At 70.8% G+C, this 12,894-nt stretch carries 11 protein-coding genes, 1 tRNA gene and 2 pseudogenes; 6 read left to right on the top strand and 8 right to left on the bottom strand.

Translation table 11 applies throughout. The features are described 5' to 3' along the window. Position 1: 1 nt before the first annotated feature. From wzm to DMP15_RS01915, 3 genes are all read right to left on the bottom strand, one after another. Entirely contained in the window at positions 2–868 is an 867-nt protein-coding gene (wzm, locus tag DMP15_RS01925) for a galactan export ABC transporter permease subunit Wzm/RfbD (protein WP_161151192.1), read from the bottom strand. Positions 869–955: 87 nt separating this feature from the next. Next, entirely contained in the window at positions 956–1,501 is a 546-nt protein-coding gene (locus DMP15_RS01920; protein WP_073573815.1) for a bacterial proteasome activator family protein, read from the bottom strand. A 15-nt stretch (positions 1,502–1,516) separates the two neighbouring features. Continuing rightward, entirely contained in the window at positions 1,517–2,503 is a 987-nt protein-coding gene (locus DMP15_RS01915; RefSeq protein ID WP_337825384.1) for an NAD(P)H-quinone oxidoreductase, read from the bottom strand. A 54-nt stretch (positions 2,504–2,557) separates the two neighbouring features. Here DMP15_RS01915 and DMP15_RS01910 point away from each other — a divergent pair, with 54 nt between their 5' ends. Then, the gene (locus DMP15_RS01910; protein WP_161151194.1) at positions 2,558–3,250 is read left to right on the top strand and encodes a GNAT family N-acetyltransferase; all 693 of its coding nucleotides are present in this window, start codon (positions 2,558–2,560) and stop codon (positions 3,248–3,250) included. Here the strand turns inward: DMP15_RS01910 and ypfJ are convergent. Both ypfJ and DMP15_RS01900 read right to left on the bottom strand, forming a co-directional pair. After that, positions 3,247–4,182: a KPN_02809 family neutral zinc metallopeptidase gene (gene ypfJ, locus DMP15_RS01905; RefSeq protein WP_073573818.1), complete on the bottom strand. Its 936-nt coding sequence runs from the start codon at positions 4,180–4,182 to the stop codon at positions 3,247–3,249. The genes DMP15_RS01910 and ypfJ overlap by 4 nt on opposite strands. An 80-nt stretch (positions 4,183–4,262) precedes the next feature. Further along, a complete protein-coding gene (locus tag DMP15_RS01900; protein ID WP_202416173.1) occupies positions 4,263–5,126 on the bottom strand; it encodes an AraC family transcriptional regulator in 864 nt (287 codons plus the stop codon). Between the two features lie 83 nt (positions 5,127–5,209). On the opposite strand from DMP15_RS01900, the gene DMP15_RS01895 reads away from it, so the two are divergent. Then, positions 5,210–5,920, top strand: a complete 711-nt coding sequence (locus DMP15_RS01895) for a class I SAM-dependent methyltransferase (RefSeq protein WP_161151195.1) — start codon at positions 5,210–5,212, stop codon at positions 5,918–5,920. A 23-nt stretch (positions 5,921–5,943) separates the two neighbouring features. Further along, positions 5,944–6,029, top strand: a tRNA-Ser gene (locus DMP15_RS01890). Between the two features lie 87 nt (positions 6,030–6,116). On the opposite strand, the gene DMP15_RS01885 is transcribed toward DMP15_RS01890, so the two are convergent. Beyond that, a complete protein-coding gene (locus DMP15_RS01885; RefSeq protein WP_202416187.1) occupies positions 6,117–7,190 on the bottom strand; it encodes a tyrosine-type recombinase/integrase in 1,074 nt (357 codons plus the stop codon). Between the two features lie 176 nt (positions 7,191–7,366). Between DMP15_RS01885 and DMP15_RS30260 the strand changes: the two are divergent. Then, positions 7,367–8,679, top strand: a pseudogene (locus DMP15_RS30260) (ISL3 family transposase). Between the two features lie 24 nt (positions 8,680–8,703). Here DMP15_RS30260 and DMP15_RS01870 read toward each other — a convergent pair. Both DMP15_RS01870 and DMP15_RS01865 read right to left on the bottom strand, forming a co-directional pair. Further along, positions 8,704–9,282, bottom strand: a pseudogene (locus DMP15_RS01870) (ISL3-like element ISPfr2 family transposase); the annotation flags it as partial. Between the two features lie 892 nt (positions 9,283–10,174). Then, positions 10,175–10,486 carry a putative quinol monooxygenase gene (locus DMP15_RS01865; RefSeq protein WP_006247389.1) on the bottom strand — a complete coding sequence of 104 codons (312 nt, stop codon included), beginning with the start codon at positions 10,484–10,486 and terminating at the stop codon, positions 10,175–10,177. Between the two features lie 107 nt (positions 10,487–10,593). On the opposite strand from DMP15_RS01865, the gene DMP15_RS01860 reads away from it, so the two are divergent. Continuing rightward, positions 10,594–11,535 (top strand): GlxA family transcriptional regulator, encoded by a 942-nt coding sequence (locus tag DMP15_RS01860; RefSeq protein ID WP_073575402.1) that lies wholly within the window; start codon positions 10,594–10,596, stop codon positions 11,533–11,535. A 161-nt stretch (positions 11,536–11,696) separates the two neighbouring features. Then, positions 11,697–12,689 carry an IS481 family transposase gene (locus DMP15_RS01855; protein WP_337825382.1) on the top strand — a complete coding sequence of 331 codons (993 nt, stop codon included), beginning with the start codon at positions 11,697–11,699 and terminating at the stop codon, positions 12,687–12,689. The last annotated feature ends 205 nt before the right edge of the window (positions 12,690–12,894 follow it).

Raw genomic sequence — 12,894 nt, 5'->3', positions numbered from 1 at the left:
TTCACACCCAGTACGCGACGCGGGAGCGGTAGTTGCGCAGGCAGATCAGGGCCGCGGCCCAGCCGACGATCGTGATCACGCCCGTGACCAGCCAGTACCGGCCGACGATCTCCTGGCCGAGCAGAGGCTGGCGCACGATCTCGACGAAGTGGAAGACCGGGTTCAGCTCGACCAGCTGGGCGCGCTCGCGCGCGGCCGGGTTGTCGCTCAGGATGTCGACCGACCAGACGATCGGGGTCAGGTAGAACACCAGCTGGGTGATGCTGGCGATGATCGGGGGGATGTCGCGGAACCGGGTCGCGAGGATCCCGGCGAGGATCGCGACCCAGGCGCCGTTGATCGCCAGCAGCGCGAACGCCGGGATCGCCAGCAGCGTCGACAGCCCCAGCGGATGCGGGAACACGATCATCAGCACGACCCAGACGACCAGGTTGTGCAGGAAGAACAGCGTCTGCCGCCACACGAGCCGGTAGATGTGCAGGCTGAGCGGGGCGGGCAGGAACTTGATCAGGCCCTCGTTGGCGATGAAGACCTCGCTGCCCTCGAGGATGCAGCCGGACACGAAGTTCCAGATCAGCAGCCCGACGGCGACGTGCGGCAGGAACGTCGCCAGCGAGATCTGGAACAGCGCCGAGTAGAGGATCCCCAGGCCGAGGGCGATGACGCCCATGCTGATCGAGATCCACAGCGGCCCCAGGACGGAGCGGCGGTAGCGCTGCTTGATGTCCTGCCAGCCGAGGTAGCCCCACAGCGGCCGTTGCCGCCAGCCCTGGGCGAGGTCCGCGAAGGCCCGCCGCCAGCTGCGCGGGCTCGACACCTCGGACGGGTCGACGACGTCACCCGGCTCGTCGGTCACGGTCACGGCCACCCGGTGAGGGTACTCAGACGCGGTCCGCGGGCCCGGCAGGGGAGGCCCCGGCCGGGACACCGCGAAACCGCAGGTCGTCGTCGTGCGTCAGAGGTACTGCCCGGTTCCCCGGCCCATGCCCTCGGGGACGCCGCCCTGCTCCGGCCCGCCGACGCCCGGGGGCAGCCCGCGACGCATCTGCTCCAGCTGTGCCCGCGCGGCCATCTGCTGGGCGAACAACGCGGTCTGGATGCCGTGGAACAGACCCTCCAGCCAGCCGACCAGCTGGGCCTGGGCGATCCGCAGCTCACCCTCCGACGGGATCGTGTCCGCCGTGAACGGCAGGCTGAGCCGCTGCAGCTCCTCGCGCAGCTCCGGCGCCAGGCCCTCCTCGAGCTCCTTGACGGAGTTCTCGTGGATCTCCTTGAGCCGCTCGCGGGACGCCTCGTCCAGCGGTGCGGCCTTCACCTCCTCGAGCAGCTGCTTGATCATGGTGCCGATCCGCATGACCTTCGCGGGCTGCTCCACCATCGACGCGGGGCTCTGACCCTCGTCGTCCTGCGGAACCGAGGCCATGCCCACCGGGCGCCCGTCGGCGCCGACCACCACGACCCGGTCCCCGGGGGTCTCCTGCTCGTCGCTCATGCCCGCCATTCTGGACCCGCCCGCTCAGGAGTTCACGAGGAGGAGCTTGCCGGTCACCCCACCGGCGTCCAGCCTGCGGTGCGCGTCGGCGGCGTCGGACATCGCGAACCGCTCGAAGACCACCGGCTTCACCCGGCCGTCGGCGAACAGCGGCCACACGTTCTCGCGGACCCCGTCGACGATCTCGGCCTTCGAGTGCGGACCGTCGACCGGGCGGCCGCGCAGGCCCATCGCCGAGACGTGGCCGCGCTTGGCCAGCAGCGCGCCGATGTTGAGCTCGGCCTTCACCCCGCCCTGCATCCCGATGATCATCAGGCGGCCGTCGCGGGCCAGCGCGGACAGGTTGTTCGCCAGGCCCTTGGCGCCCATGTTGTCGAGGATGACGTCGGCGCCGTGGCCGTCGGTGGCCTCCTTCAGCTCCTCGGCGATGTCGTCGTGGTAGTCGATGACGATGTCGGCGCCCAGGTCGCGGCAGAACTGCAGCCGGTCGGCGTGGCCCGCGGTGGCGGCGACGCGCGCGCCGAGCGCCTTCGCGACCTGGATCGCGTGCGTTCCGATGCCCGACGAGCCGCCCTGGACCAGGAACGTCTCGCCCTCGGCGAGCCGGCCTTCCAGGAACACGTTCGACCAGACGGTGCAGGCGACCTCGGGCAGCCCGCCGGCGTCGGTCAGGGAGACGCCCTCGGGGACCGGGAGCAGCTGCGGGGCCGGGACGGCGACCTTCGTCGCGTAGCCGCCGCCGGCGAGCAGGGCGCACACCTCGTCGCCGACCGACCAGCCGGTCACGCCGTCACCGAGAGCGGCGATCCGGCCCGCGCACTCCAGGCCGAGGATCTCCGACGCGCCGGGCGGGACCGGGTAGTTCCCCTGGACCTGCAGGAGGTCGGCCCGGTTGACGGCCGAGGAGACGACGTCGAGCACGACCTCGCCCGGGCCGGACTCGGGATCGGGCACCTCCGCCCACGTCATCTGCTCGGGTCCGCCGTACTCGGTCAGGGTGATCGCCCACATGGGAGCCGACGGTATTCCGTGGCGCGCCCGTCGGCGATCCGGCACGGTCGACCGATGGACGTGCTCCCCGCGCCGATCGACCCGGTGCCCGACCCGTGGCCGATGTCCGGGCTGACCCTGCGGACCCCGCGCCTGGAGCTGCGCGTCGAGGACGACGCGTCGGTCCGGGAGCTGATCGCGGCCGTGCACGAGAGCGGGATCCACCCGTCGTCGGAGATGCCGTTCCGCGTCCCGTGGACCCGGGCCGACCCGCGGCACCTGGGGCGCGGCATCGCGCAGTACGTCTGGTCGAACCGCGCGAAGGCGTCGCCGGACTGGTGGACGCTGCAGTTCGTCGTGCGCGCCGAGGGCCGGGTGGTCGGCCTGCAGGACGTCGTGGGCGACCGGTTCGGCGTGCGTCGTGAGGTCGCGACCGGCTCGTACCTGGTGCGACGGGCACAGGGTCGCGGCTACGGCACCGAGATGCGGGCCGCGGTGCTGGCCTTCGCCTTCGACCACCTCGGCGCGCTGGCGGCGCGCTCGGAGTACGTCGAGGGCAACCCGAGGTCGGCGGCCGTGTCGGCCCGGCTCGGGTACCGCGACGACGGCACCGCCACGATCGACCACGGCGACGCCCGGGTCACCGAGTACCGGGTGCTCCTCACGCGGGAGGCGTTCGTGCGGCCCGGGTGGGAGCTGCGCGTCGCGGGCTACACCGACGATCTCGCGGGGTTCCTGGCCGCCGATCCGCCGGCCGGGCAGCCCTAGCCGAGACTGCGCGCGGCGAAGGTGTCGCAGGAGTCGGGGTCGCCGCTCTGCAGGCCGGTGGTGAACCACTTCTCGCGCTGCGCGGAGCTGCCGTGCGAGAACTGCGACTCGTCGACCCGGCCGCCACCCAGGTTGGACTGGATGTAGTCGTCGCCGATCCGGGACGCGGTGTCGAGGGCGGCGTCGATGTCGGACTGGTTCAGCTCGCTGATCAGCGGCCGCCCCGACGGGCCGGGCGTCGTCGTCGCGTGGTTCGCCCAGACGCCCGCGTAGCAGTCGGCCTGCAGCTCCAGGCGCACCGAGCCGGAGGTGGGGCCGGTGTCGTTGCCGGCCTTGCGGTTGGTGCCGAGCAGGTTCTGGATGTGGTGGCCGTACTCGTGGGCCATCACGTAGGCCTGCGAGAACGGTCCGCCCTGCGCACCGAATCGGGTCTGCAGCTCCTGGAAGAAGGTGAGGTCGATGTAGATCTCGGAGTCGGCCGGGCAGTAGAACGGCCCGCTGTCCGACGAGGCCGAGCCGCAGCCGTCGGTGCTCACCCCACCGGAGAAGAAGTTCGTCCGCGGCTCCGTGAAGCCGGAGGAGAACTGGGTGGCCCAGAAGTCGTCGAGGGAGTTGACGACGGCGACGACGCGGCAGTCCGTCGAGGTGTTCGCCGAGGCGCCGGTGGCGCAGTTCTCCTGCAGTGACGAGTTGTCCGCGGTCTGGCCGGAGCCGACCTGGTCGAGCCCCGGGTAGCCGCCGCCCGCGCCCATGCCGGACATGTCGACGCCCGCGAAGTTCGACAGCAGCAGGTACAGGATGACGCCGACGAGGCCCAGGCCGCCGCCCGCGCCCGCCACCCGGCCGCCGACCCCGCCGCCCCGGCCACCGCCGGATCCGCGCAGGTCGTCCACGCCGGACGTGTCGAGCCGGGCGTTCTCGTCGAACCGCACGTCGTCCTCCCGAGATGAGACCGGGAGAATCCCACCACACCGCGCCGGACCGCACCGGCGCGGACGTCCCCCGCCACCCGTCAGGGGGTCCCGGAGCCGGCCCGCCAGGTCGCGGCGCCGACGCCGTGCGCGGCCCGGAAGCGGCGGGCGAAGTAGCCGGGGTCGGGGTAGCCGACCCGGGCGCCCACCTCGGCGACCGGGAGGTCGGTGGAGACGAGCAGCCGCCGCGCCTCCCGCATCCGGCGCTCGGTGATCCACTGCTGGACGGTCCGCCCGGTCCCGCGCCGGACGACGGTCGTCAGGTGCCCGGGGGTGAGTCCGACGGCCGCGGCGACGTCGCGCAGCGACAGCCGGCCGGCGAACCGCTCCTCGACGACGGCGAACACCGCCGCGAGCAGCGGGTCGCCCGACTCGGCGGGGACGTCGTCGACGAGCCGGCCGAGTGCCACCAGCAGCAGGGTGAGGTGGGCGCGGGCGGCCTCGGCGTGACCGTCGCGGCGGCGGGTCAGCTCGTCGTCGAGGTCGACGAGGCGGGCCCGCCAGGTCGCCCGGTCCGCCGGTGGGACGCCGATCCGCTGCCCGCCCCCGCGGTGGCGCCCGACGAACGGCGCGAGCAGCGGATGGTCCTGCCAGGACGCGGGCGCGACCGCCTCCGCGGGGAAGACGACCGACCACAGCTCGCCGGGCGGCGTCGAGGTCTCCGCGGCGTGGTCGACCACGGCTCCGGGTGCGATGACGAACGCATCGCCCTCGGCGAGCCGCCAGACCTGCCCGTCGACCTGGTAGGTACAGGTGCCGCGCACGACGTGCACGAGGGTAAGGAAATCGTGCGCGTGCGGCCCCTGCACCCGCGGAAGCTGCACCGGCCCGTCGACGCGGTACGCCGCGATCGGTACCGGCGTGTGTGCGAAGCCAATCAGCGGGATGTCCGAACTTCGTCCCATCACGGCCACGGATAGTGCCTTGTGACCTGTTCAGAGGCCAGGGAGGGTGGCTGGAGAACACGAAGTTCGTCCGAGAGGATGCGATGACCACGCACGCCCACACACCCGCGCTCGTCAGCTCGCGGTTGCTGCCCGGCTACGACACCGTGGCCCGGCTCAGCGGCGCCGTCCCGATGTACTGGCGGCTGCTGGCCCAGGCCGGCATCGGCCCGCGGGACCGCGTGCTCGAGATCGGCTGCGGGACCGGGAACGTCCTGCTGCGCGCCAAGGAGGCCGTTCCGACGGCCACCGTCTCCGGCGTCGACCCCGACCCCGAGGCGGTGGCCATGGCCCGCCGCAAGGCCGCCGAGGCCGGCGTCGAGCTGGAGCTCCAGGTCGGTGTGGCCGAGGACCTGCCCCTCGACGACGGCAGCGTCGACCGGGTCCTCTCCTCGCTGATGCTGCACCACATCGCCGCCGACGCCCAGGTCGCAGCGCTGCGGGAGGCGCACCGCGTCCTGGCGCCGGGCGGGAGCCTGCACCTGGTCGACCTCGACCACGACCCGCGCAGCGGCGGACGGATGCGCACCGTGAACAGGGTGCTGTCGCTGCTGGCCCGCCTCGACCCGGCCCACCGCCGCTCCCGGCGTGGCGCCCACGGAGACCATGGCGGCCACGGCCACGGCCACGGCCACGGCCACGGGGCGCAGCCGGTGCCGGAGCTGCTCGCGGCCGCGGGGTTCACCGACGCGACGGTGGTCGGGCACGGGACGACCAGGATGGGGCCGGTCACCTACTACCGCGCGGAGTGCTGAGCGGTCCCGTTACCCTCCCGTGCGGAAGCGTGGCAGAGCGGCCGAATGCACCCGCCTTGAAAGCGGGCGTCCGAAAGGACCGGGGGTTCGAATCCCCCCGCTTCCGCCATCTCTGACCTGCAAAGACGCAACCGCCGCGCGCTCCCGGACCTCCGGGAACCCGCGGCGGTTGCAGTTGTGGTGGCATTCCGCCTTCTCAGACGGTCGTCGGCGGCCCGTCGGACGTCTGCCAGAGCAGCCCACCGACCCGTGAGGCGACGTCCTGCCGCACCGCTGACGTGAGGTGCTGGTACCGCGCAGCCATCGCGGTGTTCGACCAGCCCATCACGCCCATGACGGCCCGCTCGGTCACCCCGAGCAGAAGCAGGACTGTCGCGGCGGTGTGTCGAGCGTCGTGCAGCCGCCGTTCCGGGACTTCCGCCGAGACGAGGAGCTGCTTCCAGTTCTTGTTGTCGGTTCGAGGGTGCAGGACGGTGCCGAATTCGGTCGTGAAGACGTAGTCGGTGTCCACCCACAGGTCGGCAGCCCGCACATGCTCGTCGTACTGCTCGTTGGCGTGTTCCCGGAGTAGCTTGACGAGCGGATCGGGCAGACCGACTCCCCGACGGCCGGCCTCCGATTTCGTCTCCGCGGTCTCGGGCCGGAGAGCGAGTCGGTGAGGACAGCGGCCGGCCTGCTTCCGTCCGCACGTCCCGTCGCAGCCGTGAGCCCACTTCGGGCGTAGGCGATTGCGGCGGACGACGATGAATCCGCCCATGAGGTCGACGTCCTGCCAACGCAGACCAAGGGCTTCTCCCTGGCGCAGACCGAGTGCGAGAGCGACGGCCCAGCGGGCACCGTTCCTCTCGGCCGACGCGGCCTTGAGAATCCGTGAGACCTCGTCGACCGTGTAGGGCTCGACCTCGGTGGTGCGCACTCGCGGGGCCTTCGCGAGCAGGGCGGGATTCGTCGTGGCGTGTCGCCGCCGGACGGCCTCGTTCAGCGCCGTACGAATCGTTCGGTGCACCTGGTGAGCGGTGCCGGGCGCGGCGCCGTTCCGCATCATCTTCTGATAGAGCCGTTCGAGGTGCTCCGGCTGCAGCTTGTCCAGCTTGTGTGCGCCGATGCCGGGAATGAGGTGAATCCGGATCGCCGTCGAGTACGCGTCGTGCGCGTTCGGGCTGATCGCAGGTGGGGCCGCGACGGTGTCCAGCCAGTGCCTCAACCACTTCTCGACGGTCCAGTTCGCCCCGGGCTGCGCGACGGTACCGGCGTCACGGTTCTTCTCCAGCGCACGGACCTTCTTCGTGACGGCGGCCTGCGTTTTCCGGCTCTTCCGGAAATGGAGTGCAGGTGAGGGCGTGATCGACCGCGCGGGTGGGGTCGTGTCGCTGCGGTGAGGCGGGCCCCGAGAAGTTGATGATGAAGGTTCCTACGCCGAACACCGTCAACAAGCCCGGGGACCCGATGTCGCAGCCTACGTGCCCGCCTGCCCAGATCGTGGCCGACACGATCATCCGTACCGTCGAGCTCGGGGTGCGGATCACCGACGCCGCCCTAGCCGGGGAGACCACGGTGCTGTGGTGCGACCTGCTCACCGACGGGCCCGGCGCCTGCCCGGGGTGCGGACTGACCGGGATCTACCGCGACAGCACCGAGCGCCGCGTCAGCGACGTCCCGGTGGTCGGCCATCCGCTGCAACTGCGGGTCCGGGTGCCGCGCTACCGGTGTGTCCACGGTGACTGCGCCCGCGAGATCTTCGCCCACGACTCGACCCGCCTGGCCCGTCCCGGTGCGTCCACGACCCGGCGCTGCGCGGAGTACGTGTTGCGCCGCTTGGCGATCGACAAGGCGACGGTCGCCGCGGTCGCCCGTGAGCTGGGCCGCAGCTGGGACACCGTGAACAGCGTCGCGGTCGCCGCGACCGAGCAGCTGCTGCGCTCCGCCGGGCCGGCCCGCCTGGACGGGGTGCGGGTGATCGGGGTCGACGAGCACAAGTGGGCGCACGTGTTCGGCGCCGACGGAGACGGGTTCGTCACCGTGATCACCGACCTCACCGATGTCGTCGCAGGCCACGGCCGTACGCGGCTGCTCGACCTGGTCCCGGGCCGCTCGGCGGCGGCCCTGAAGACCTGGCTCGACGCCCGCGACCCGGCCTTCCGCGACGGGTCCGGGTCGTGGCGATGGACGGTTTTGGCGGCTACAAGAACGCCGCCACCGACGCGTTGCCCGATGCGGTCACGGTGATGGACCCGTTCCACGTCGTCGCCCTGGCCGGGCACAAGCTCGACCTGTGTCGCCAACGTGTCCAGCAGGACACCCTCGGCCACCGAGGCCGCACCGGTGACCCGCTCTACCGGGCACGGCGGACCCTGCGGACCCGCCTCGGACTGCTCACCGACCGCCAACGCACCCGGCTTGAGGCGGTCTTCGCCGCCGACGAGCACGTCGCGGTCGAGGTCACCTGGTGGGCCTACCAGCAGATCATCGCCGCCTACGCCGACCAGGACCGCCGACGCGGCAAAGCATTGCTCAGCGGCGTGATCGACCGGCTACGCACCGGGCTACCGCCCGGGCTCGACGAGCTCACCACACTCGGCCGAACCTTGCACCGGCGCCGCGTCGACATCCTGGCCTACTTCTCCCATCGCGCCTCGAACGGCCCCACCGAGGCCATCAACGGCCGACTCGAAGCCCTCCGCCGCAACGCCATGGGCTTCCGCAACCTGATCAATTATCGGATCCGGTCGCTACTGCACTGCGGAGCGCTCGCACTCTAAATCCGGAAGAGCCGGTTAAGTGGCTCATCCCAATCGGGGGTGTAGGAGTTGGGGTCTGAAGCCGCCGGTCTCGAGCAGGCTTCGGGCGATGTAGTTGGTCAGGTTGCGGAACCCGAGTGCGGAGCCGCGCAGGTGTTCGAGCCGTCCGTTGAGCGCCTCGGTCGGCCCGTTGCTGGTGCCGGGTCGTTCGAAGTAGGCGAGCACGTCGGCGGCTCGCTTCTTCAGGGTCCGGCCCAGGGTGGTGAGCTCGGTGAGCACCTTGGGGACGCCGGCGCTGAGGTCGGTGATCAGCTTCTCCATGAGCTCGCGGCCACGTTGCCGGTCCTCGTGGCGATAGGCGGCGATCATGCGCTGGTAGACACCCCAGGTCGCCTCGACCTCGACGTGAGCGTCATCAACGAACAGCGCGCGTAGCCTGTCGCTCTGCTTGTCGGTGAGCAGGTCCGCGCCGGTGTGCAGCGTGCGCCGCGACTTGTAGAGCGGGTCGTCCCTGAACCCACGGTGCCCGTGGATCGCGAGTTGGACCCGGCGCCGGCACCTGTCGAGGGCGTCACCGGCCAGGCGCACGACGTGGAAGGGATCCATCACCGTGACCGCGTCCGGGCACGCGAGGACCGCACGATCCGGTTCAAGTCGTTGCCCGGTCACGCTCAGACCGAGGTCGTCGAGTCGAGCGAAGGCGGTCAGGTCAGGGCGGCCGAAGCCGGCCGGCGGGGTAGCGTCGGACACGTCGAGGTCTTTCGGATGGTTGGCGTAGGAACCTCCATCGTCGGGAGACCTCGACGTCTATCTGCGGACCGACGCGCCCGGCCGACCTACACCCTCATCTGGGAAGAGCCCGCAAAGCCGACGTGATTAGGTCGTCGGTTCGATTCCGACAGGCGGCTCCGGCGAACAGCCCCTGACCTGCGCAAACGCAGGGCAGGGGCGGTTCGGTTCTGGTGGTCGCGCGATGCGCTGGCCTCACGGCTCTGCCCGACACCGACGTCGCTCTCCTCTGCGACGGACCCCTCGCCGGCTGAGCGCTCGCGGCCGGCATCCTGTCCGTGTGCCGATATGCCTCGCTCCGCTCGGCAACGCAGCGTGGCGTTGTGTCGCGACCTGGACGTGCGAGGTGTCAACGGTGCGTCGGCCCAGCGATCGTTGTGTGCGCAGCGAGATGATCCATGCCGCACGCGCGGCGCGCACGAACGCAACGCCAACGACCCGTCATCGCTGCGACGCGCAACGCGTCTCCCGTCACGGCAACGGATCGCAACCACGACCCGCCCACGGCGCCTCGCGGGACGGAGGGCAAGTTGACACAGTTGCGCTGCCATGGAACCGCGCTGGCTCTCTCGATGACCACCGGTGAAACAGTGCCGCTCCAGGCTTGCGCCTGGTGTTGCCTGGCCTCCTCGTGATCGGCCCGTCGGGGATCGTCAACGTGGTGCGGGTGTCGAGGCGGTCGGGTCCGACGGCTCGGCGGGGCGCGATCGTCTCGTGCGTTGGCGGACTACGGGAGCTTGGACGCGAGGACGTCGGCCGCCAGGATCTCGGGTGCTGCGCCGAGGAGGTGCTGGTTGGCCATCAGGGCTGCGACGATGGCGCCGTTGGCGTGGGCGTCGCGAGCGGCCTCGTCGGGGAATGCATCGAAGATCCAGAAGGTGTCGGCGTGGGTCCTAGCCGCGAACCAGACAATCGTTCCTACTTCTTCGTTGGCGAGTGCGACAGCGCCGGCGAGCAGATCGGCGAGCGCGTCGTGCTGTCCATCGGCAGCGACGATCTTGGCGACGAAGGCATACGGAAGTGATGCGGGTGTGGACATGAGGGGTTCTCCTTGAAGTCGGGGTTCTTCGTGGGGCGAGTTCAGCGTACGACGAGCGAGGGCCGGTGGGGAGTGGCGTATACGGCAGTATTGCTATTGTTCGCGCCATGCGTATCGGACTGATCGCGATCGACGGCTGCTTCGGTTCGGCGGTCGCGTCGGTCATCGACATCGTGCGGGTGGCCGACGGAGTCCGCGGCGATGTCGACCCGCGGATCGACCCGATCGAACTCGCCATCCTCGGACCGAAACGGCGAGTGACCACGACGGCATCGATGACCCTGTCGGTGGACCACCCGCTGTCGGAGTCCGGAGAGTTCGACGTGGTCGTCGTCCCTGCGCTTGGAACCCTCACGGCCGCCGCGACCCACGACGCCCTCCAGAGCCGAGATGCTCGTTCGGTCATCGCCTCACTCGGGCGCCTCGACGACGCGACCACCCGGATCGCCGCGGCGTGCACCGGCGTGTTCGCCGTCGCCGAGACCGGACGGATGCATCATCGGCGGGCGACGACCAGCTGGTTCCTGGGGCCGGAGTTCCTGAAGCGCTATCCGACCGTCGCCCTCGATCTCGACACCATGGTCGTGGTCGACGGGAACCTCGTCACCGCCGGCGCCGCCTTCGCCCACATCGACCTCGCGCTCTCACTCGTGCGATCGATCAGCCCCGACCTGGCCCAACATGTCGCCAAGCTCCTCATCATCGACGAGCGCCCGTCGCAGGCGGCCTTCGTCGCCTACGAACATCTCCGGCACGAGGACCCGATCGTCGTCGAGTTCGAACGCTTCGTGCGCGTCCGCCTGGACGAACCGTTCAACGTCGCCGTCGTCGCGCAGTCGCTCGGCACCAGCCGGCGCACCCTCGAACGACGAGTCCGTGCGGCGCTCAACCTCACTCCGCTCGGCTTCGTCCAACGGCTTCGCATCGAACGAGCTCGGCACCTCTCAGCAACCACGGACCTCACCTCCGCCGAGATCGCGCGACGGGTCGGCTACGCGAACGCCGAGACTCTGCGCTCCCTCCTGCGCAGGGAGCGACGCCGTTCCTGACCTATCGCCATGCCTGTAGCCGGTGTCCTAGCTGTACTGACCGGAGACGTTGGTCGAACTCGTGTGACGACACGATCTAGCTGATCTTGAAGGGTGAGGACCTCCTGCGGAGGGTGTGGAGCTGTCGAAGGCACCCGCACCCACAACCACAGGAGGTCCTCGTGGTCCACGCTAACGCTCCACTGTCCGAACGCGGCCGACTGCGCCTGGCGCGTCTGATCGTCGAGGGCGACGTGCCGATCGCTGCGGCCGCTGCCCGGTTCCAGGTGGCCTGGCCGACCGCGAAACGCTGGGCCGACCGCTACCGCCTCGACGGCCCGGCCGGCATGGCCGATCGCTCCAGCCGGCCGCACCACTCGCCGCGGGCGACGCCGGCACCGGTGGTGCGCCGGATCGTGCACCTGCGCTGGAAGAAGCGCCTGGGCCCGGTCCAGATCGCCGACCGGGTCGGTGTCGCTGCCTCGACCGTGCACCGGGTGCTGGTGCGGTGTCGGATCAACCGCCTCGCCCATGTCGACCGCGCCACCGGAGAACCGGTGCGTCGCTACGAACACCCCGCCCCCGGGGATCTGCTGCACGTGGATGTGAAGAAGCTGGGCAACATCCCCGACGGCGGCGGCTGGCGCTATGTCGGGCGCGCCCAGGGAGACCGCAACCGGGCCGCGACCCCTGGGAAACTTCGCAACGCCCACCACCAGGCGAAGATGGGCACGGCGTTCGTGCACACCGTGCTCGACGACCACTCCCGCCTGGCCTACGCCGAGATCCACGACGACGAGACCGCCGCCACCGCGATCGCTGTGCTGCGCCGCGCGGTGGCCTGGTTCTCCGCCCGCGGGGTCACCACCCGCCGAGTCCTGTCCGACAACGGCTCGGCCTACCGCTCCCACGCCTGGCGCGACACCTGCCACGCGCTGCGGATCACCCCGAAACGCACCCGTCCCTACCGCCCACAGACCAACGGAAAGATCGAACGGTTCCACCGCACTCTCGCCGACGGCTGGGCCTTCGCCCGGCTCTACACCGGCGAGTCGCAACGCCGAAAGGCGCTACCCGGGTGGCTGCACGAGTACAACCACCACAGGCCCCACACCGCCATCGGTGGTCTCCCACCGATCAGCAGGTTGACCAACCTGTCCGGGCAGTACACCTAGCGCTCGGTTGGAACCACCTCTCAGCACGTCGCGTCGACGCTCCTGCGTCGCCCCTGGACGACCCACTCGACACGCCCGCAGCACAGGCCATGTGACGTGCCCCGGCTTCCCGGACGGTCGGGGTTGGGTGGCTGTGATGTCGCTGCGTTCTCGTCGAGGGGGTCAGCAGACCCGATCAGGGTCGATTGGGATGAGCCGCGAAGGC

Origin of the sequence: Pseudonocardia sp. UM4_GMWB1 (assembly GCF_017312155.1) — a bacterium.
Classification (GTDB): Bacteria; Actinomycetota; Actinomycetes; order Mycobacteriales; family Pseudonocardiaceae; genus Pseudonocardia; species Pseudonocardia alni.
Note: the sequence above shows the minus strand (reverse complement) of the source record. Positions and strands in the feature narration are given on the sequence as shown.

Coding starts and splice junctions, on each gene's coding strand:
- DMP15_RS01920 (WP_073573815.1), bottom strand. CDS start 1,501: ATGGCGGGCATGAGCGACGAGCAGGAGACCCCCGGGGACCGGGTCGTG.
- DMP15_RS01915 (WP_337825384.1), bottom strand. CDS start 2,503: ATGTGGGCGATCACCCTGACCGAGTACGGCGGACCCGAGCAGATGACG.
- DMP15_RS01910 (WP_161151194.1), top strand. CDS start 2,558: ATGGACGTGCTCCCCGCGCCGATCGACCCGGTGCCCGACCCGTGGCCG.
- DMP15_RS01900 (WP_202416173.1), bottom strand. CDS start 5,126: ATGGGACGAAGTTCGGACATCCCGCTGATTGGCTTCGCACACACGCCG.
- DMP15_RS01895 (WP_161151195.1), top strand. CDS start 5,210: ATGACCACGCACGCCCACACACCCGCGCTCGTCAGCTCGCGGTTGCTG.
- DMP15_RS01865 (WP_006247389.1), bottom strand. CDS start 10,486: ATGTCCACACCCGCATCACTTCCGTATGCCTTCGTCGCCAAGATCGTC.
- DMP15_RS01860 (WP_073575402.1), top strand. CDS start 10,594: ATGCGTATCGGACTGATCGCGATCGACGGCTGCTTCGGTTCGGCGGTC.